Genomic DNA, 19,278 nt, shown 5'->3' on the forward strand with positions numbered 1-19,278 from the left:
TTTACCTGATTCCTTCCAGATACGAATCGTCAATTCCGCCGCCTTCAAATGTGGCCATATCATTCATCATTGCGCACGCGCCTTCGATAACACCAAACGCAAGAACGCATCCGCTTCCCTCGCCGAGCCCCATATTAAGGTCAAGGTACGGCCTAAGTCCCAGCTCTTTAATCGCAAGCATATAGCCAGGTTCCGTAGATACATGTGAGGGAAAAAGATAATCCGACACCGCAGGACACAGCTTTACCGCAAGAAGAGCCGCCACTGCCGAAATATATCCGTCTATCACGGCTCCTTTTCCCGAGTACGCTGCTCCGATAAACGCTCCGCACATAGCCGCGATATCAAGTCCTCCTACTTTGGACAAAATATCCGTAACCGCCCCAAAATCATCGACATACTTATCGACCGCATCCGTAAGCCCATGCAAAGAAAGAGCCTTGTTTATAACTTTCTTTTTATTGTCATATGCCTCATCGGAGATTCCCGCTCCTCGCCCCGTAAGACCGTCGCTGCAAACTCCCGTGATCGCAGAAAGAACTGCTGCCGAAGTTGTGGTATTTCCTATTCCCATCTCACCGATTCCGACAAGATCGATATAGCCCGGCTCCGCGCCATCATCATTCCCAACCGCGATCTCAATTCCCGTCAATATGGCGCACAAACACTCGTCCATGCTCATAGCAGGCTCGCATACGATATTTCCGGTACCTTTTCTGATCTTTTTATCTATTATAGGTGCCTTTTTCCCATCAAATGTAAGCGGAAACTCAGTCGCAACCCCAACGTCAACAACCACAACTTCCGCGCCGAAATTCTTTGCAAGCGCAGACATTCCCGTTATTCCCGAAGTCATGTTGACAGCCTGGCTTGCCGTTACGGAAACGGGCGCAGAAGCGACTCCTTCAGCCGTTACACCGTTGTCGGCACAAAAAACCAGAATCTTTTTGCATCCGATCCTGTTCTTAACATGTCCTGTTATTCCTGCGAGCTTAACCGCAATATCTTCAAGCTTTCCCAAGCTGCGAGGCGGCTTTATCAGCGCATCGTCATACTCTCTTGCCCTGATCTTCGCATCAGCGTCAGCTCTTCCGACACCTTCTATGTATTTTTTTATTATTTTCTCAGTATTCCCTGTCATACGTTTATTTTACACACATAAGTAATGTTGTAAAAGTATCAAAAGAACCTTTATACTTAATCTTGGAGGAATGAAAATGACCTACACCACATATGAACACGGCGGAATTTATGATAAGAGCTATAAGATAAAATATGATTTCAGCGTGAACGTCAATCCACTCGGAATGCCTGAGAAAGTCAGACGCGACATCGCTGAAAACATATCCCTTTTGGAAAAATATCCCAACATGAATGACTGCGCACTTCTTGCCAAGTTGTCCGCATATCACAACCTTCCGGAAGAATACTTTGTCCTTGGAAACGGTGCTTCTGAGATAATAACGCTTCTTACACAGGCTATCATTCCGCGTGGTGCTATGATTCCCGCTCCAACTTTTTCAGGGTATAAAAAAGCTCTCACAGCAAGAAACTGCCGTGTAACCGAACACATTCTAAGAAGCGATAACGATTTCAGACTCACGGAAGATTTTTTTACAGATGTAAAAAGAGCAAGTACCGTAGATGCAATCTTTATCTGCAATCCGAACAATCCCACCGGAGCACTCATCTCCCACGATTTTGTAAAAAAGATCGCCGATTTCTGTGAAAGCTTCGGCATCTACCTTGTTATTGACGAATGCTTTATGGGCTTTGTTCCCGATGAAAAAAAGACAAGCGCGGTCTCGCTTATAAAAGACCACCCTCATCTTATAATAATAGATGCTTTCACCAAGCTTTATTGCCTCCCGGGACTTAGGCTTGGTTACTGCATATGCTCAAACCAGCGCATATTATCGGAGCTGAACGCACTTAAACCGGAATGGAATATATCAAGCCTTGCACTTCTTGCAGGGGAAGAGTCCATACCGGAAAAAAAAATACGTACAAGAAACAATAGAACTAGTTGCAAAAGAAAGAGCTTTTCTCACAAAAGAGCTCCGTTCTCTTGGCTTTACCGTTTTCGGCAGCGATACAAACTTCATCCTGGCAAGACTCCCGCTAACATTGCTCACCACATCGAAATCACATCTTGTCGGAAGTTCTCTTACAGACCGCCTTGCCAAAGAGCACGGAATCCTTTTACGTAACTGTGCAAACTTCAGCGGCCTCGACAACTCCTATTTCCGCATCGCAGTAAGAAATCATGCCGAAAACATTGCGCTTATTGACGCACTGAAAAAAGTGCCATAACCTTTATCAGGGCTATGGCACTGCATCTTATTATATTATCATTCGGCAATCTGTTCTTTCACCTTGGGAAAAACAGTCTCTCCGACAACCCAGAGGTTATCGCCTTTTCTCTTTTTTCCAAGCAAAACGATCACAACTATTCCGACAGCGAGAACAACCGATGAAAGAACTGTTCCCTCAATTCCGAATCCAACATTATATGCAAAGCTGTTTGTTGCGGAAGCTACGTCCAGTTTAAAGATTGAAAAATCAAAGACAAGTCCGCTGTTGGGAAGCCCCAAAACTATACTCTGCATGTAGTTCCATCCGGTATGAACCGCGATCGCCATCCACATACTCTCGTAATAATAGATCATAAGAGCCATGAATACACCGAACAAAACAATATTCAAAAATCCAAGGAACGATACGTCCGGATTAAGAAGATGCAGAGCACCGAAAACCAGCGCATTTCCTATAATGGCAACCCAAGGTGATCTAAACGACCTTCGAAGCCTCTGATACAGAAATCCTCTGCACAGAATTTCTTCGCTTCCTGATTGGAAAAAAACCATCACAAACACAACAAATACTTTGAAAAACTGAAATCTGTTGAAATAAACGGCTATATCTTTGTTGAGCATAGCTACTATCGCACAAAAGACATTCATTCCGCCGCCTACAAGAAGTCCCAGTAGAAAAAACAGTACCGTATTTCCTTTATATTTTTTCCAAAATGTTTTAAGAACAGGTCTGTCGGGTTTTATTATCAAAAGAAAAACAATAAGTACGATCCATGATCCGATAGTCTGACCATATCTCGTAACCGCTGTATTAAACGCCAGATCGTCAAGTCCCATATTGGGAATGATCAATAAGTTGAATAATAATTGTCCTGCAATCTCGCCCGCAAGCAAAAGAACAAAGAATACCACCGGCAGAATAAGCAGAAAATCATACCATCTGTAGTAATCATTGTGAATCTTATAGAATAACGCCTTAAACTTCTCCATGTTGCCCCTCCATTTTTTGTTTTCTTCATCCAAATAAACATAATATGATAGCAGAGGCACGTCAACAATAACATTTTACCTTATAACGTTTATATCCATATCCGAGTATTCGGGGCTCAGAGAAAAGATTGTATTTACGCCTTCTGTGACATATACTTTTCTGTCATCCGTAACCATGATAAGGTCAAATGCCGCTATGCCCTTATCGCCTGTCGAATACTCCTTATAAAATTTCTCGGCTCTTTCTTCTCCCATTACAAAAAGAGCTGTTGAAAGGCCGTCGCATACAGTTCCGTTCCTTCCCACAACAGTAACCGAAGCAAGACCGCTCTTTGCAGGCTTTCCTGTCTTGGGATCAAGAATATGCCAGTATTTCTCTCCGTTTTCTTCAAAAAATCTCTCATATCCTCCGGAAGTTATAACGGCCATATCGCTTGTCTCTATAACACCAAGCACTCCGCTCTTGCTGTCTTCAAACGGGCTCTTGATCGCAACACGCCACAGCCCTCCGTCAGGCTTTGTTCCAATGCACTCAACATTGCCTCCAAGATTTATAAGCCCCGATGTCACTCCTTTTTCCCTGAAAAATTCCGCAAGATATGATCCCGTATAGCCCTTAACCACACTTCCAAGATCAATCTGCATGTTGTCTTCTAATTTTACATTGCACTCTTTATCGCCTGCGTATTCCACATCAATCCTGTCATAACCTACATTTGAAACAAGGGCTTTCAGTTCATCATCCGAAGGCACCCTGAACTCGCCCGTAGTAAATCCCCATGTCTTAAGAACCGGATAAACCGATATATCAAGACTTCCTTCTGTAGCTTCACATATCTTAAGCGCTTCCTGAAGGATCTTAGTTCCGTCTTCAGACAGCTTTCCGTTTTTATCACTGTTGATCTTCCCTATTTCACTGTCCTCATCCGTCACGGAAAGTGTACCTTCTATATCTCTGATTTTTTTCTCCGCTTCCGCAAGGAGCTTGTCGTCTCCCTCTATCTCAAGCTGCATCACGGTATCCATCGCAAAGATCGTTGATGTATTTTCTTTATTCTTTGCGCCGCACCCCACAATAAAAAGCGAAGCCGCACAGACTGTCGCTACAGTTTTTACGATCATTTTCTTTGTTGTATTCAATCTCATCCTTCCGACCATTCTTATGATTATTCTTGCTTAGTGTTAACATCATAAATAATCTTGTCATCTCAGTCAAATTCAAATACCGTAGCGATAACTTTCAATCAACATTATCCGCAAAATAAACTGTCATTGTGCGCGGTAGCGGAAACCTTGCCAAAACGCCTTCCATAAATTTTATGGCCTAAAGCTGAAAAAACTTTTGTTTAGGTCATAATCTTACCCTCTGTTCGCTACTTTTCTTCACGAATTGTATGACCCAAAACAGCATAATTCTTCATTTAGGTCATACAATCAACATCTTACCTGCACGTAAAGTTAAATTTTAACCATATTACCCGCAGCACATATGAAGCAATAAAGGCAATAATCCTCATATAATTTTCCCTTTTCACTGCTGATAAATTTTATTTATTTCCCAAATCGAGTTTTAATCTTGTATAATGCATTCATACCGCTCAAGGAAATTGCTGCAGACTTGAATCTTGATCATACAGCACACTGTATAGCGTACTAGTATCTTGCAGCATCGGTATGAATTAAGCCATTGTTTACAATGGTATCGAGGAGGAAATGAAGCATTATGAAAAAGAGAGTAATTACAAGTTTGGTCTTAACAGCAGCACTTGCTTTCGGAGCACTTACAGGCTGCGGATCAAAAGCAGAGTCACAGACTACAGAGGCTCCTGCAACAGAAGAAGCTACACAGGCTGAAGCTGATTCAGCATCTGACACAGACAAGAAGATCACTGTAGGAGCAACACCCGTTCCTCACGCTGAGATTCTTGATAATATCGTAAAGGAAGTTCTTGCAAAAGACGGATGGACTCTTGAGACAGTTGTCTTCCAGGATTATGTACTTCCCAACACATCACTTGAAGCAGGCGAGATTGACGCCAACTACTTCCAGACACTCGGATATCTTGACCAGCAGAACAAAGACGCAGGTCTTCATCTTTCAGCAGTAGCAGGCATCCACATCGAGCCGATGGGTATCTACTCAGAAAAATATACTAAGCTTGAAGAGATTCCCGATGGTGCAGAGATCGGTATTCCAAACGATCCCGACAACGGTGCAAGGGCACTTGACCTTCTTGTTCAGAAGGGACTTCTTACATCAAAGGGTGCTTTTGGTGAAGATGCAAGCTATACAGAGGATTCTCTTTCAAAAGATAAGGACGCTAACCCTCACGGATATAAGATCACTCCTCTTGAGGCAGCTAACCTTCCTCTTTCACTTCCCGATCTTGATGCAGCAGCGATCAACGGAAACTATGCACTTGAAGCAGACCTTCCGGCTAAGCATCCCGCACTTGATATCGAGGAATTTGACGATGAGACAACAGTAAAGAGAACTAACTTCCTTGTAGTTAAGGACGGTTCTCAGGATTCTGAAAAGATCAAAGCTCTTGTAGCAGCTCTTAAATCAGACGAAGTTAAATCATATATTGAAGAGACATACAAGGGAGCAGTAATTCCTTCATTTATTGATCCGCAGTAAACCATTTTAAAAGCCAATAACGTATATGATATACGAAGTGCTCCGTTTCTTCGAAACTCTCGCACTTCTACAAACATTCGGAAAACGCTAATTTACTACGTAAATTGCTAATTCCTCATGTTTGTTAGGGCCGTTAGGTCAAAAAGCTTAACATGCAAGCATGTACGCTTTTTGACTTTCCGCCCCCATATCATACAAATCCTACCTTTCATATTACATACTACAAAAAATATGACACGTCTCCTTGCCAGTGACGTGTCATATTTGATATTTAAAAGCAGTAATGTAATAATAGATTAGCGTCGGGAACGCTTATAGAATTTTCCTAATATAATAAGACAGGTGGTCTTACTATCTATGATACAAATTAAAAATGTCAAAAAAACTTTCAACAAAACCGAGGTACTTAAAGGAGTAAATATCGACATCGAAAAAGGTGAGATATTCGGAATCATCGGACAAAGCGGTGCCGGTAAATCCACTCTTCTTCGTTGCATAAACGGCCTTGAATCTTATGATGAAGGTGCGATCGTCGTAGACGATGTAACCGTCGACATCAAGAACAAAAAAGTTCTTCGAAATCTTCAAAAGAGAATGGGCATGATATTTCAGGGCTTTAACCTACTTGAAAGGCTCGACGTATATCACAACGTTGCTCTTCCCATGAAATTCTGGGGAATTCCCACAAACACTCCGGAAGCCAAAGAAAAAATCCTTAATCTTATAAAACTCGTCGGCCTTGAAGAAAAAGTACATTCAAAGCCAAAGGAACTCTCAGGCGGTCAGAAGCAGCGTGTCGCAATAGCAAGGGCACTTGCGCTCGATCCCGATTTTCTTTTGTGCGATGAAGCAACAAGCGCACTCGATCCCGAGATTACAAAGGGTATCTTAGCTCTTTTACAAAAGATCAATAAAGAAATGGGCATTACCATCATAATCGTCACTCATCAGATGGAAGTCGTTAAGCAGATCTGCCAGAAGGTTGCATTTCTTAGCGGCGGCAAAGTGCTTGCAATAGGTAAACCTGAACAGCTCTTTGTATGGCCCAAGGAACAGGAAATGCGTGAGTTCCTCCGCGAAGAAAGTGACAAGCTTCCCTCAACGGGAGTCAATTTGAAGCTCTTTTTCTTCGGCGAAGGCAATCAGCGCCCTATCGTAACCGAGATGGCAAGGGAGCTTCAAACAAACTTCAACATTTGTTGGGCCAAGCTTGAAGACTTCAGAGAGGACGTCTACGGAAGCCTCGTCCTTAATATGGATGAAAAAGATCTTGAGAAAGCATGCGCTTTTCTTGACAGCAAAAACGTAACCTGGGAGGTAATCAAATAATGTCGGGAATTTTATCTGATGCAGGCATGAGCTCTGTTATAATGACTGCCTTTAAACAAACTTTATACATGGTATTCTGGTCAACACTTTTTTCAGTGATAATAGGATTTATTCCCGCCATAATACTGACGCTTACAGCTCCTGACGGACTTAAGCCAAACAAAATCGTTTATGAGATTCTTAGCTTTCTGGTAAACGTATTCAGAAGCTTTCCGTTCATCATCCTTCTTGTAATACTTATCCCTTTTACAAGAGCGGTTGTCGGAAAATCTATCGGAACAACAGCTTCTATCGTGCCTCTTACGGTATCGGCAATTCCCTATATCGCAAGAGTGTTTGAGACGAGCCTTCGTGAGACCAATCCCGGAGTCATTGAAGCCGCAAGATCTTTCGGAGCTTCAAACTTCCAGATTCTGATGCGTGTCTATGTAAAAGAATCTATTCCGAGAATGCTAAACGGTGTGATACTTCTTGTAATCTCACTTATCGGCTACTCCGCAATGGCAGGAACTGTCGGAGGCGGCGGTATCGGCGACATCGCAATCCGCTACGGCTACCAGCAATACAAAACCGAATACCTCATCATATGCTCCGTCATCCTAATAGCCTTCGTCCAGATCATCCAAATGATCGGAAACAGCCTATACAAGCACATGAGTTGAATATTTATCCGTACGCACCGCCCCAAGGTATACATTCAGAAATGCTTGTTTTACGTCTGCGGTGTGTTTTTCTAAAACTAATAAAGCAGCAAATGCCTCATTTCGACGTTGCTCAGAGAAATCGGCATTTGCTGCTTTATTAGTTTTGAAAAACATCATCCTCGTACGTAGACGGCGCATTTCTGAATGTATACCTTGGGGCGGGGCTGTCTATGGAAAAAATAGGTAAAGAACAAAGAGTCGCAAGCGGCACTTTGGCAGCTCTCCTTCTTCCTACAAAGGAATAAAATACGATATGGGACATGAAATGGTAAAGCGTACATAAAGCTTTGCATTTGCTAATTTTTTTATTTATACTGCTGAAGCTTCTCAATAAAAGTCTTTGCCATATCGCTAAGGTCACTGCCTTTACGGATGATATATCCGAGAGTCAGCGTTTCTTCTTCCTTGAGCTTAACGTGATGAATCTCGGAAGTGTTGAGGCTTTCGCCGAGCATTGCCGCACCTACAGCGTAGCCGTTAAGACCGAGCATAAGCTCTACGGATGTTGCTCTTTCGTTTGTACTTATGACCTTTTTATAATCATAGGTTGCAAGCGCTTCCTCTCTGTAATAGAAGGATGTGTTGTCGCCCTGATCGAATACCATGCACGGATAATCCTGCAGATCTTTAAGCGAAATTTCTTCTCTGTCTGCAAGAGGGTGATCCTTTCTAAGATATACGTAAGTCTCTCTTGTAAAGAGCTCATGGAACTCAAGAGAAGCGTCCGCAAAAATCTTTTTGAACATGTTCCTGTTAAACTCGCTAAGAGCAATAACTCCGACTTCACTTCTAAGGCTCTTAAGGTCGTCTATTACTTCACTTGTCTGAGTCTCTCTGATAGAGAACTGGTACTCTTCAAGGTCGTATTCCTTGACTGTTTCTATAAAAGCATTTACAGCTACTGTATAATGTTGCATCGATACTGAGAAAGTGGGCTTGTCAGTCTTGGCATTGATATATTTGTCCTCAATCTTCTCAAACTGCTCAACCGCGCTTCTTGCATAAGCGATAAAAGCGCCGCCTGCAACTGTTGTCACAACGCCGTTATGAACACGCTGGAATATCTGGATTCCAAGCTCATTCTCAAGATCTCTTACCGCACTCGAAAGCCCGGGCTGTGACACGTAAAGCCTGTCAGCCGCCTTTCTCATTGAGCATTCCTCGTCAATGGCTATTACATATTTAAGCTGCAAAATTGTCATATGTATAATCTCCAAATAAATTTTTATACATAATAACACATTGCCATATATTTAGTACATATTTTATACTCTGTCCCTGTCAGATCACATATGCATCCTGAGGGATGATCCTTGAAAGGAACTGCCTTGTACGCTCTTCCTTTGGTTTATAGAATATTTCTCCGGGCTTTCCTTCTTCCACTACAACTCCGCCATCCATAAAGATAACCCTGTCAGCCACATCCTCGGCAAAAGACATCTCATGGGTCACTACGATCATGGTTATTCCCGTCTTTGCAACCTTCTTTATTACTTCCAAGGTTTCTCCCACAAGCTCAGGATCAAGGGCAGATGTGGGCTCATCAAAAAGGATCACTTCAGGCTTTAGAGCCACAGCCCTTGCTATTCCTACTCTCTGCTGCTGTCCGCCGGATAGCTGTGATGGATAAGAATCTTTCTTTTCAAGCATCCCAACATTTTGAAGGACTTCCTCTGCAATCTGCTGCGCTTCGTGCTTACTCTTTTTCTGAACCTGAACAAGTCCTTCCATTACATTCTGAAGAACCGTCTTGTGAGCAAACAGTCCGTAGTTCTGGAACACAAAGCCTGTATGTCTTCTCATGTACAGAATATCTTTTTTCTTGGGGTTCTTAAAATTTATTATCTTATCGGAAAACTTCATGGTTCCGCTGTCGGCCTTCTCAAGAAAATTTATACTCCGAAGAAGCGTAGTCTTTCCGGAGCCGCTTGGCCCCAGTATTACTACCACTTCTCCGTCATCTACTTTTATCGAAACATCCTTAAGAACTTCCTGTTTCCCAAAGGATTTTTTTACACCTGTAAGTTCTATCATCGCCGCACCTCCTCTGTTCCAAACACAATGTCATTGTGTGCATTAATATGCTCATATTTCCTATGTTTTCAGCCTGTCGCCACTTGCTTTAAATATTTTCCGCTGTTTTTCTCAGACAAGTATCCTATCACCTCTATACCGATTCCTATAAGCCAGTATACAAGCGCTGCTGCCACATATCCTTCAAGATAACTGTAGTACAAAAGGTTTGGCAAAAGAGCTCCTGTCATGATCTCAATGACTGAGATAGCGCTCACAAGATTGGATGCCTTCAATAGTCCTATCAGAGAATTCTGTAAACCCGGAAGTAATATTGGCACCATTTGAGGATAGATAACTCTTGTAAGTGTCTTGAACTTGCCAAGACCTATACTGTAGCCCGCTTCAAATTGCACCTTGTCTATTCCTCTGAAAGCACCTCTTACGCTCTCACTTACAGAACAGCTTGTCCCAAGGATAAGTACAAAATAACCTATTATGATCGGATCAACTTCGCTGATGGGCACTGTAATGTGAAGTACATTTGCCACATCTGCATAACATGTCATAAATATGATGTTATACAAAAGAATTGCCACCATAGTGGGTAGTCCCAGATATACAGTCACAAACACCGCAAAGATCTGTGAAAGAACAGGTACCTTGTAATACCTTATCGTCGCTATGATTGTTCCAAGAACCAGACTTACAACAAAGGTGATCGCAGTAAGTTTGATGGTTACCGGAGCATAGGCTAGTGCTGACACAAGAGACTCCCAAAAACTTGATACACTAAAACTCATATCCCAACTCCTTAAACAAGTTTAACCTCTCCACCGCTCAGTTTCTTTTCTATTAGAAGAAAAGCTCCTTTTAACAGTAAGCTAAACGCAATATATATAAGTGCTGCCGCAACATACCCTTCAATAGTGTGGCCGGACGCCGCACCAATTGTCTTAGCTCTTCCCAAAAGATCTACGACTCCAAGCATAAATACAAGTGATGTATTCTGAAAAACTCCTATGAGGTCAACGCCATAATGCGGAATTGCCACCTTAAAAGCTTGCGGGAGCACAATCCTTACAAAGGTTTGTGCCCCCGTCATTCCTATAGAATATCCTGCTTCCGACTGAACCGCAGGTACAGATGTTATGGCTCCTCTAAATATCTCTCCAAGGAAAGCCCCCTCATTCAGAATAATCGCTATTTCTACAAATATCACGGGTTCAAGTCTGTTTAGATTGATCCCGAAAAGATTTAAAAATACTGTGCCGAGTACTATTGGGATTCCGTAAAACGCGATCATCATCTGCACCAGGAGCGGCGTACCCCTCATAAAGGATATATACAATCCCAGTAAACCGCTTACCACAGGTACTCTATGTAATCTAAGCACTGCTACAAATACGGCCAGTAAAGTGCCAAGAAGCATTGACCAAAAAACAATGTGAAGATTAACAGGTAAACTTGAAATCACTTTAGGAAAGACATGTATAAATCTTTCAATACTAAAATAATTTCCCATATCTATTTATTCCTCTTCTGTAACGTCGTATCCAACCCACTTAATTGCAAGCTCAGAAAGCTTTCCGTTTTCCTTAAGTGTCTTAAGAGCTCCGTCTACCGCATCTCTAAGTTCTGTCTCATCCTTGCGATACAGATAATAAGTCTTTGAATTGTTGATGGGTTCGCCTACAGACTTAAGCCATTCTTTTCCGTCATCGCTGAAGTTAGTATTCATCTTGATAACATCGCTCTTCTTAAGTACGGATGCTCTTGCTGCTCCTGACTTAAGTGCAGCAGCTGCTTCTTCATCTGAGCTACCCTCTGAGGTTACAAGAACAACTTCCTGCCCCGGATGCTCCTCGTTCCACTTTGTAAGGATCTGAGTTGTGGCACTTGTTGAACCACCGGTTCTGATCTTCTCACCTGTAAGGTCTTCAAGGCTTTTAGCGTTATCATCTATAAGAACTGCAAGGTAAGTGATATATGATGTGTAAGACTCTCCTGAGAAAAGATATTTCTCTTCCCTCTCAGGTGTGTACTCATACTGATGTGCTGCAAGATCAATCTTTCCTGATTCAAGTGAAAGAACCAGCTGATCGAATGCCATTGACTGATACTCAAATTCATACTGAGGAAGTAGCTCGTCGATTTCCTTTAGTACGTCATACTCATAACCAACAGCATCTCCGTTTTCATCTATATAGCAGTAAGGATTGTAATTGGTTCCCGATCCTATAACTATCTTCTGCACCTGCCCGCTTCCTTCGCTCTGTGCTTCGCCTTCTATATTATCTTCTGCTGCCTTTACTTCAGTATCAGCTCCCTGTGATGCCTTTCCGCATCCTACTGCAGATAACATCATTGCGCCTACAAGCACTCCCGATAACAGAATATTTTTAATTGTTCTTTTTTTCATAATCGTCTCCTCTAGCTAACCTGAAATCAAAAGTTCACATGAGAAAACCGGAGATTACTGGTCCGCCTAATGGTGACGAACCACTAACCTCCGGTTGTCCGGTCAGTAAACAAATGAGTTTGCTTTATGTATTCGCTTTTGTTGAACTTAATATACAATAGCCTCCCTATTAGCACAATTACGCTAAACTTTAGGGAGGCTATAACTAAAAGTTATTATCGGAATGTTACTTCTTTATTTATCCCAACCAAGGGCTGCTCTCTTGTCTTTCATATCCTGCACGATCTGTTTTTGCAAGTGCGACTGGATCTGTGTTTACATTCATTGTTGAACCAAGGAGTTCCTTTGTACCATGTTTCAAGAACTCAATTACATTTTTGGATCCGAAAATAGGTGCTTCAACGCAATGATACGAACTTATACCGTTAAGTCTGAAACCTAACGCTGCGTCGATTCCCTTTTCATTGCCCCACTCGGGAGATGAGAATGCAAACGGAAGCTCATAGAGGTTCTTTCCAAGCACACCTGCAATTCCCGCAAATATACCTGTAGAACGTGTATTATCGATACACTCTCCGACATGCCATACGGGCGGAAGGTCGGGTTCAAGGAATTCTCTTAAGGATTCTCCTGCCTTTTCTTTTCCCGAAACCGCACAATATCCTAGTTTCATAAGAGGGAACGATGCGCATCCGTTGGTGATAATAAGAACGTTGTTCTTAAGAAGTTCATCGGCCACATCAATAATGCACTTCTCATAAAGGACCTTAGGATTATTACATCCGACCATATTTACAACACCGAGAATCTGTCCCGATTTAATTGCTTCAGCAAGAGGCTTCATGCTTCCGAATCTCTTGTGAACATACTCAACAGAGAATCCGACTTCTGCCTCAACCTCATACGGAGGAATGTAGACAGGCATTCCCTTTCTGATCTCAAAACTCTCGATCGCGCGCCGTACTATCTTCTCTGCAAGTTCCTTGGTCTGACCTATATTGCTGTGATGATGATCGTATTCATATCTCTCGGCACCGGGAAGCCTTGCGGAATCACTTGTTGTAACCACAACAGTCTTAAAGCACTTTGCAACATCCATGATTGAAGGAAATACGTCCTGAACATCCGCAACCCACAGATCAAGCGCTCCGGTAGCAAGTACAAGTTCCGCGGATACCGCATTTGAAAGCGGAATAACACCGCTGTCTCTGTACATCGCAGAAAGTCCCGAACAGCAGATACCGTAGAAGCGAATACCCTTTGCGCCTTTGGATTTGGCAAGCTCTATCAAATCTTCTCTTTTTCCTGCCGCAACAATCTGGCTTACAAGTGTTGGCAGATGTCCGTGTACCGCAACATTCACATAGCCTTTCTCAAGCGCACCGATATTGACCTTGGACGTAACTCTGTCGCCGACACCAAACAGTGCGTCGGTCGCAATTCCCGCTCCGACAACGCCGGAAAAAGTAAATGCAAGACCGCAGCGAAGGAACTGCTGCATGATGCTCTTCCAGTCACCGTCCGTTGCGCATCCCGACTTATGGTATGCTTCAAAGACCTCGTGATATGCACTGATAGGAAGAATATCTAACTCTTCCCATACCTTTTGCCTCTCGGGAAGCGCACAGGCTTTGATTGTCTTATAATCATCGGGGACACTTCTGGACATATCTTCAAGCAAAGCATCCGCAAGATCTTTTGCAACATTCTTAAGCTGTCTGTTCTTTTGCTTTATTCCAAAAGCTTCCGCCGTGCTCCTTATCTTTTGCTCGCCAAGGATAGGGATATCAAGTTCTCCCTCAGCCACTTTCTTGAGTGTAAGCATCACCTCACGAGCATGCATACCGTGCTGAGCCGCACCTGAAGCTGCCGAACGCAAAAGATTTCTTGCAACTATCAGATCCGCATCCGCACCGCAGACACCTCTCTGCGCCTTCGCTGTAATATGACAAGGTCCCATGTTGCAGATCTTACAACATGTTCCGCTAAGTCCGAACGCACACTGAGGCTTCTGAGCATCAAACCTGTCAAAAGCCGTATCTATTCCAATCTGCTCCATTCTAAGGATCATCTCTCTTACGGCCGGATCGGGTGTATTATCGATTACGTCCTGCTTTGACGGAAATGTCTTTCTGTATTCCGCAACAGCGTTCATATAATCTTTAGTAAAGTCCTCGGGACTGCTCTCTCCGCCGTGGTCGCTTGCCTTAAGTGTAACTGTCGGAATACCGTGCTCATCAAAACCGATCAGATTTCTGTGTGAATGAATATGCTCTAATCCGTTTTTGCCATGATGGTAATGATGTTCATGTGAATGTGTGTGACTCATTTTTCCCCTACCTTAAATCGTATATTCAATATCTTCCTCTATCTTCATCTGAAGCAGATCGAAGATCTTGTCTCTTATAAGCAAAAAGTCTCCGCTTGTCCTATCTCTGAAATGGTGAATCGGAACTGTTATAACACCTTTTACTTTGCCGGGGTTGGGTGTCATTACAACAATCCTGTCCGCCAGATAAACAGCTTCTTCTATGTCATGAGTTACAAAGATTATTGTTTTCTTTTGCTTTTTGCAGATATCCAAAATATCATCCTGAAGCTTCATTCTGGTAATCGCATCAAGTGCTCCGAAAGGCTCATCCATAAAAATAATATCGGGTTCTACCGCAAGCGCCCTTGCTATTGCAACTCTCTGTTTCATTCCGCCTGAAAGCTGCCCCGGAAAGCTATTTGCAAAATTCTCAAGCTTAACCAGTTTAAGATACTCTTTTGCAATCTCTTTTCTCTTATCTTTCTCAATACCTTTTGATTCGAGACCAAGCTCTACGTTCTTGATAACAGTGCGCCACGGAAGAAGACCATAGTTCTGGAAGATAGTTACATTCTTTGTGCTTGGCGCCTTTACCTCGTTTCCGTCAATCTTAACGCTTCCTAGATTTACCGGATCAAAGCCTGCAATAGCATTTAAAAGAGTACTTTTTCCGCATCCCGACGGTCCCAGGAGGCAGATAAACTCACCTTTTTCAATATCGAGATTTACATCCGACAAAGCTGTGAACTGCGTGCCATTTTGTATGAAGGTTTTTCCTGCATTTTCTATATGAATATATGACATTACTGCTCTCCTCCCCAGGCCTTAAGAATTCTTTTTTCCAACAATCCGATAAGGAAATCAAGCAATAGTCCTATAAGTCCGATCACAAGTATTGTTGCCAAAAGAATATCCGCTCTGATATTGTTTCTCGCATCAATAATCTGGAAGCCAAGTCCCGACTGTGCTCCTACCATCTCACCCGCAACAAGGAATATCCATGCGCTTCCGAGAGCAAGATGAACGGCATTGGCGATCTGAGGGAACGCCGCAGGAAGGATAACTTTCCACATAAGCTGAGGCTGCTTTATTCCGAAATTATCTGCAACTCTGAAATACATATCATCGATCTTACTTACCGCTGATACTGTAGACAGCAGTACGGGGAAAAAAGCTGCTATAAAAATGATGACAATGGCAGGAAGATCCCCTATTCCAAACAGGAGCACAACAAAAGGCATCCACGCTGTCGGTGATATCGGTCTTAGCAGCTGCAGTGAAGGATTCACATATTTAAACACCTTAGGAAGACTTCCGAGGATAAGCCCCAGAAAGACTGCTATCAGAACCGATAATCCGTATCCAATTACAAATCTGTACATACTTGCGCCTATTGACGCAAATAGCGTGCCGTCTGCAATCATCTCAAAAAGAGCTTCGATTGCCATTAAAGGAGACGGAAACAACGCCGGGCTATAGTCGCTTATCATAAATGCCAACTGCCAGATTCCAAGTAAGATAAGTATTGATACGATAACGTATTTTAGAGAGAGTATTTTTTTCATCATGTCCCCTTAATTTATTACTGTCATCAAATGTAGAAAATAATAAGTAATTATATTAAAAATCAGTCTTTACAAAATCAGCATATGCGGGTGGATTGTCTGAAAGCCCATATTCTTTAACCTTCTCGGTCAGCTTGTTATATTGCTCCTCTGTGATATCCAGATCATCATAAGAAATCCATTTCAAAGATGTTTCAAGTACATCATCTTTCTGCTTCAGGTACTTTTCTGCAACAGTTTGGGCTGTTTCAGCATCAAGATTATTTCCCGCTGTTTTGTATCCCTCGACAAATGCCTTGGCTGTGTCCGCATGCTTGTCTATAAAATCATCTGTCAAAACAAGTGCGCAGCAAACCGAATCCTCCCACAATTCTTCGGAGGTATACAGAACTTTTCCTTTTCCCGTAGAAACACCTACCGCACCGAAAGGCTCTGCAACGCAATAACCGTCTATTGTTCCTGTGACAAGTGCCGAAGGCATCTCTGTAGGTGCGAGTTCCACGACATTTATGTCATCGATCGTAAGTCCATTCTTTGCAAGTGCATCATTTACCAGGATGTTATGCGATGACTGACGATGAGGAATAGCTATTGTTCTTCCTTTAAGATCGGCGCCGTCTTTAACATCATTTGAAACGATGAGAACATTTCCGTCCTTATGTCCCAGTGCAACAGCTTTTATTCCTACGCCCTCAGCTTTTGACTTCATTGCAAGCTCTATAAGAACCGATGCTCCGTCTACATTTCCCGAATTAAGAGCATCCAGCAGTTCCGGCCAGGAACCGTACTTAACAAGCTCAACATTCACTTTTTCATTATTTGCAAGCTCCTCAGCCTCCTCCAATACAGCGAGTGAATGTGTTATGGGAAGATATGCTATCTTCACGGTTTCTCCGGCATTGGCACTGCCTGCTGCTTTGGCACTTGCGCCATTGGAACTTCCGCATCCTGCCAGCGTCAGCACTGCTCCAATCAGTATTGTCAGTAATAATTGTTTTTTCATAATAACTATCCTCCACTATAATGTCTTTTCACCCACTAGGTCAATAGGTAATTTTATTATATTGAATAATATCACACGCAAATATAAGTGAAAATTAAGAAACACTTATAGTGAAGTATAAACTTTGCTTATTCCCAAGCACTGCTGTCCCATAGGTTCTTTATTATATGAATTTTCCAATACGGAAAAAAATATAGTGTCCGGATTGTGCAAATGATATATTATAATTCTTTTGGATTCCCAATAAAATATAACCAATGCAGATAAAAAGCATTTTTTAAAATAATCGATTATTGGGAGAACAAAGCATGAAAGCAACGCTAAAAACAGCAAAAAAAATTTTGATAGTTCTGGCAACAATGATAATAATCTTAGCTGTTGTCAGATCTGTCGGAATGGGAATAAATAAGAGAACACCGAAAGGCGGGATAAATGAATCTTTTTACGTTGATATAAACGGAAGCAGGCAATGGATAAACATTTATGGACAAAACATAAACAATCCCGTTCTTTTGTATCTGCACGGAGGGCCGGGATCTGCGACAAGTCCCGTAGATTATTCTTTTACCCGAAAGTGGAGTGACGTATATACTGTCGTTACGTGGGATCAGAGGAATGTTGGAAAGAGCTTTGATAAGAAAAACATTTCGGATAAGATAACCAAGGATATTATGATGGCTGACGGCAAGGCAATGACTGAGTTTCTTTTATCCTATATGAGAAAAGAAAAAATAACTTTGCTTGGGCATTCATGGGGATCTATGTTCGGCGCAAATCTGTCATTGGAATACCCGCAGTACTACGACGCTTTTATCGGAACAGGACAATGTATAGACATTTATGAGAATGAATTAAGACTCTATGCGGCAGCAAAAGAGTGGACGAATGGTGATGCGCAAGGAGAGGCTCTTCTTGAAAAATGGTCGCCTGATAACGCTGATAGCCTTGAAGCCATGGCCGCCAGAAGTAAAATAATGGACAGGTACGGTTATGGGATGATGAAAGATGGTCGAGATTACAATATAGTTGCGACGATTCTTTTTAATCCAAATTACATGGTAAAAGACTATATCGGCTATGTAAAAAATATTGCAATCTCGATGGATCCATATATACCTTTTTTTTGCACATGGTCTTTATGAGTGCTCGCTTAGCGGAAAATATGACTACAAAGTGCCGTATTACAATATAAACGGCGACATGGATTACCAGACTAATTACGATATGGCTTGTGAGTATTTTGAAAAGGTAAATGCTCCCGATAAGAAAATGTACGTTATGAAAAATGCCACACACGGACTTCTTGAATCAAGATCCGAGGAATTTTCTGAATATGTTCACGATATCGCAAATCGAATGGGAAAGAAGTAATCTTCACTTTCGGAAAGCGACTCCTAAACTCACTTATCCGTCAATCATCCTCTTCTAAGGCTCACGTGATTATCGATCTTATCAAAATAAGTTGCGATCTTGGTGAGAGCTTCATCGACACTGCACTCTACATCAAAACCTGCGATAGCTTTCTTTTCAAGTTGTTTCTGAGCCTGAAAACCGATTTTCTTGCAGACAAGGCTTCGGCAATCTGCGATGAGATTGACTTTTCTGAGAGCTCCGTCGCTTCCGCCGCAGCCACTCCGTGAACCGGCGCCGCAGCCGTCGTGACCCCCGGTTCCGCCGCAACCTCCACTCGGACTTCCACAATTGCTCGTGTCACCGCATCCGGAAGTCTGTCCGCCACAACCGCTTTGCACATCGGAACTTATCTCTTCTTCCGCAAACTCTCTGTATTCTTTTTCTTTATATTCGGTTCCTTCCACCTCGTAGATATGGAACCCCTTAGCAGCACCAAAGCCAAGGTCAACGACCTTGGCATCTGATGTTGCGACAGCAATCAAATATGACATCGCTTTTTTCCTCTTATTATTTATAAACACGAACTTTAGGCAGATTAGTTAGATCAAAAGCTGTGTTGTCGCTGTGATTAT

At 42.4% G+C, this 19,278-nt stretch carries 18 protein-coding genes and 2 pseudogenes; 7 read left to right on the forward strand and 13 right to left on the reverse strand.

The features are described 5' to 3' along the window. Position 1 precedes the first annotated feature (1 nt). The gene (gene cobT / locus CD00_RS0110220) at positions 2-1,141 is read right to left on the reverse strand and encodes a nicotinate-nucleotide--dimethylbenzimidazole phosphoribosyltransferase (protein ID WP_034462073.1); all 1,140 of its coding nucleotides are present in this window, start codon (positions 1,139-1,141) and stop codon (positions 2-4) included. Positions 1,142-1,217: 76 nt separating this feature from the next. On the opposite strand from cobT, the pseudogene CD00_RS0110225 reads away from it, so the two are divergent. Both CD00_RS0110225 and CD00_RS21485 read left to right on the forward strand, forming a co-directional pair. Continuing rightward, positions 1,218-1,967, forward strand: a pseudogene (locus CD00_RS0110225) (pyridoxal phosphate-dependent aminotransferase); the annotation flags it as partial. Position 1,968: 1 nt separating this feature from the next. Next, on the forward strand, positions 1,969-2,313 hold the full coding sequence (locus tag CD00_RS21485; protein WP_442856161.1) for an aminotransferase class I/II-fold pyridoxal phosphate-dependent enzyme: 345 nt from the start codon (positions 1,969-1,971) through the stop codon (positions 2,311-2,313). Positions 2,314-2,351: 38 nt separating this feature from the next. Here CD00_RS21485 and CD00_RS19360 read toward each other — a convergent pair whose 3' ends face one another. Both CD00_RS19360 and CD00_RS0110235 read right to left on the reverse strand, forming a co-directional pair. Then, positions 2,352-3,305, reverse strand: a complete 954-nt coding sequence (locus tag CD00_RS19360; protein ID WP_051594155.1) for a CPBP family intramembrane glutamic endopeptidase — start codon at positions 3,303-3,305, stop codon at positions 2,352-2,354. Positions 3,306-3,380: 75 nt separating this feature from the next. Beyond that, positions 3,381-4,451: an FAD:protein FMN transferase gene (locus CD00_RS0110235; RefSeq protein WP_242838957.1), complete on the reverse strand. Its 1,071-nt coding sequence runs from the start codon at positions 4,449-4,451 to the stop codon at positions 3,381-3,383. A gap of 577 nt (positions 4,452-5,028) precedes the next feature. Here CD00_RS0110235 and CD00_RS0110240 point away from each other — a divergent pair. The 3 genes from CD00_RS0110240 to CD00_RS0110250 all read left to right on the forward strand — a co-directional run bounded on the left by CD00_RS0110240 (position 5,029) and on the right by CD00_RS0110250 (position 7,937). Next, positions 5,029-5,946 (forward strand): MetQ/NlpA family ABC transporter substrate-binding protein, encoded by a 918-nt coding sequence (locus CD00_RS0110240; protein WP_026655898.1) that lies wholly within the window; start codon positions 5,029-5,031, stop codon positions 5,944-5,946. A gap of 357 nt (positions 5,947-6,303) precedes the next feature. Next, a complete protein-coding gene (locus CD00_RS0110245; protein ID WP_026655899.1) occupies positions 6,304-7,275 on the forward strand; it encodes a methionine ABC transporter ATP-binding protein in 972 nt (323 codons plus the stop codon). Next, positions 7,275-7,937, forward strand: a complete 663-nt coding sequence (locus CD00_RS0110250; RefSeq protein WP_330370393.1) for a methionine ABC transporter permease — start codon at positions 7,275-7,277, stop codon at positions 7,935-7,937. Before CD00_RS0110245 ends, CD00_RS0110250 begins: the two co-directional genes overlap by 1 nt. Positions 7,938-8,284: 347 nt before the next feature. Here CD00_RS0110250 and CD00_RS0110260 read toward each other — a convergent pair whose 3' ends face one another. From CD00_RS0110260 to CD00_RS0110300, 9 genes and pseudogenes are all read right to left on the reverse strand, one after another. Next, on the reverse strand, positions 8,285-9,181 hold the full coding sequence (locus CD00_RS0110260) for a LysR family transcriptional regulator (RefSeq protein WP_026655901.1): 897 nt from the start codon (positions 9,179-9,181) through the stop codon (positions 8,285-8,287). A 79-nt stretch (positions 9,182-9,260) separates the two neighbouring features. Then, entirely contained in the window at positions 9,261-10,013 is a 753-nt protein-coding gene (locus CD00_RS0110265) for an amino acid ABC transporter ATP-binding protein (protein ID WP_026655902.1), read from the reverse strand. A 68-nt stretch (positions 10,014-10,081) separates the two neighbouring features. Next, a complete protein-coding gene (locus CD00_RS0110270; protein ID WP_026655903.1) occupies positions 10,082-10,795 on the reverse strand; it encodes an ABC transporter permease subunit in 714 nt (237 codons plus the stop codon). 11 nt (positions 10,796-10,806) lie between these two features. Continuing rightward, positions 10,807-11,517 carry an amino acid ABC transporter permease gene (locus tag CD00_RS0110275; RefSeq protein WP_026655904.1) on the reverse strand — a complete coding sequence of 237 codons (711 nt, stop codon included), beginning with the start codon at positions 11,515-11,517 and terminating at the stop codon, positions 10,807-10,809. Positions 11,518-11,523: 6 nt separating this feature from the next. After that, positions 11,524-12,414: a transporter substrate-binding domain-containing protein gene (locus CD00_RS0110280; RefSeq protein WP_026655905.1), complete on the reverse strand. Its 891-nt coding sequence runs from the start codon at positions 12,412-12,414 to the stop codon at positions 11,524-11,526. A 234-nt stretch (positions 12,415-12,648) separates the two neighbouring features. Next, positions 12,649-14,743: pseudogene (cooS, locus tag CD00_RS18010) on the reverse strand (anaerobic carbon-monoxide dehydrogenase catalytic subunit). A 12-nt stretch (positions 14,744-14,755) separates the two neighbouring features. After that, entirely contained in the window at positions 14,756-15,529 is a 774-nt protein-coding gene (locus CD00_RS0110290) for an ABC transporter ATP-binding protein (protein WP_026655906.1), read from the reverse strand. Further along, a complete protein-coding gene (locus CD00_RS0110295; protein WP_026655907.1) occupies positions 15,529-16,290 on the reverse strand; it encodes an ABC transporter permease in 762 nt (253 codons plus the stop codon). Before CD00_RS0110295 ends, CD00_RS0110290 begins: the two co-directional genes overlap by 1 nt. 55 nt (positions 16,291-16,345) lie before the next feature. Further along, positions 16,346-17,293: an ABC transporter substrate-binding protein gene (locus tag CD00_RS0110300; protein ID WP_026655908.1), complete on the reverse strand. Its 948-nt coding sequence runs from the start codon at positions 17,291-17,293 to the stop codon at positions 16,346-16,348. A gap of 308 nt (positions 17,294-17,601) precedes the next feature. Here CD00_RS0110300 and CD00_RS19365 point away from each other — a divergent pair, with 308 nt between their 5' ends. Beyond that, on the forward strand, positions 17,602-18,435 hold the full coding sequence (locus CD00_RS19365; RefSeq protein ID WP_242838958.1) for an alpha/beta fold hydrolase: 834 nt from the start codon (positions 17,602-17,604) through the stop codon (positions 18,433-18,435). Between the two features lie 31 nt (positions 18,436-18,466). Next, positions 18,467-18,664, forward strand: coding sequence for a hypothetical protein (locus tag CD00_RS20680; RefSeq protein ID WP_034462074.1), 198 nt, complete (start codon positions 18,467-18,469; stop codon positions 18,662-18,664). A 44-nt stretch (positions 18,665-18,708) separates the two neighbouring features. Here the strand turns inward: CD00_RS20680 and CD00_RS0110310 are convergent, their stop codons facing one another. Next, positions 18,709-19,197 (reverse strand): hypothetical protein, encoded by a 489-nt coding sequence (locus CD00_RS0110310; protein WP_026655909.1) that lies wholly within the window; start codon positions 19,195-19,197, stop codon positions 18,709-18,711. Positions 19,198-19,278 lie beyond the last annotated feature (81 nt).

Source organism: Butyrivibrio sp. AE3003 (assembly GCF_000686065.1).
Classification (GTDB): domain Bacteria; phylum Bacillota; class Clostridia; order Lachnospirales; family Lachnospiraceae; genus Butyrivibrio; species Butyrivibrio hungatei_A.

Bases quoted from the DNA above. Each gene is read 5' to 3' on its own strand.
- cobT (WP_034462073.1), bottom strand. From the start codon at position 1,141: ATGACAGGGAATACTGAGAAAATAATAAAAAAATACATAGAAGGTGTC.
- CD00_RS19360 (WP_051594155.1), bottom strand. From the start codon at position 3,305: ATGGAGAAGTTTAAGGCGTTATTCTATAAGATTCACAATGATTACTAC.
- CD00_RS0110235 (WP_242838957.1), bottom strand. From the start codon at position 4,451: ATGAGATTGAATACAACAAAGAAAATGATCGTAAAAACTGTAGCGACA.
- CD00_RS0110240 (WP_026655898.1), top strand. From the start codon at position 5,029: ATGAAAAAGAGAGTAATTACAAGTTTGGTCTTAACAGCAGCACTTGCT.
- CD00_RS0110245 (WP_026655899.1), top strand. From the start codon at position 6,304: ATGATACAAATTAAAAATGTCAAAAAAACTTTCAACAAAACCGAGGTA.
- CD00_RS0110250 (WP_330370393.1), top strand. From the start codon at position 7,275: ATGTCGGGAATTTTATCTGATGCAGGCATGAGCTCTGTTATAATGACT.
- CD00_RS0110260 (WP_026655901.1), bottom strand. From the start codon at position 9,181: ATGACAATTTTGCAGCTTAAATATGTAATAGCCATTGACGAGGAATGC.
- CD00_RS0110265 (WP_026655902.1), bottom strand. From the start codon at position 10,013: ATGATAGAACTTACAGGTGTAAAAAAATCCTTTGGGAAACAGGAAGTT.
- CD00_RS0110270 (WP_026655903.1), bottom strand. From the start codon at position 10,795: ATGAGTTTTAGTGTATCAAGTTTTTGGGAGTCTCTTGTGTCAGCACTA.
- CD00_RS0110275 (WP_026655904.1), bottom strand. From the start codon at position 11,517: ATGGGAAATTATTTTAGTATTGAAAGATTTATACATGTCTTTCCTAAA.
- CD00_RS0110280 (WP_026655905.1), bottom strand. From the start codon at position 12,414: ATGAAAAAAAGAACAATTAAAAATATTCTGTTATCGGGAGTGCTTGTA.
- CD00_RS0110290 (WP_026655906.1), bottom strand. From the start codon at position 15,529: ATGTCATATATTCATATAGAAAATGCAGGAAAAACCTTCATACAAAAT.
- CD00_RS0110295 (WP_026655907.1), bottom strand. From the start codon at position 16,290: ATGAAAAAAATACTCTCTCTAAAATACGTTATCGTATCAATACTTATC.
- CD00_RS0110300 (WP_026655908.1), bottom strand. From the start codon at position 17,293: ATGAAAAAACAATTATTACTGACAATACTGATTGGAGCAGTGCTGACG.
- CD00_RS19365 (WP_242838958.1), top strand. From the start codon at position 17,602: ATGAAAGCAACGCTAAAAACAGCAAAAAAAATTTTGATAGTTCTGGCA.
- CD00_RS0110310 (WP_026655909.1), bottom strand. From the start codon at position 19,197: ATGTCATATTTGATTGCTGTCGCAACATCAGATGCCAAGGTCGTTGAC.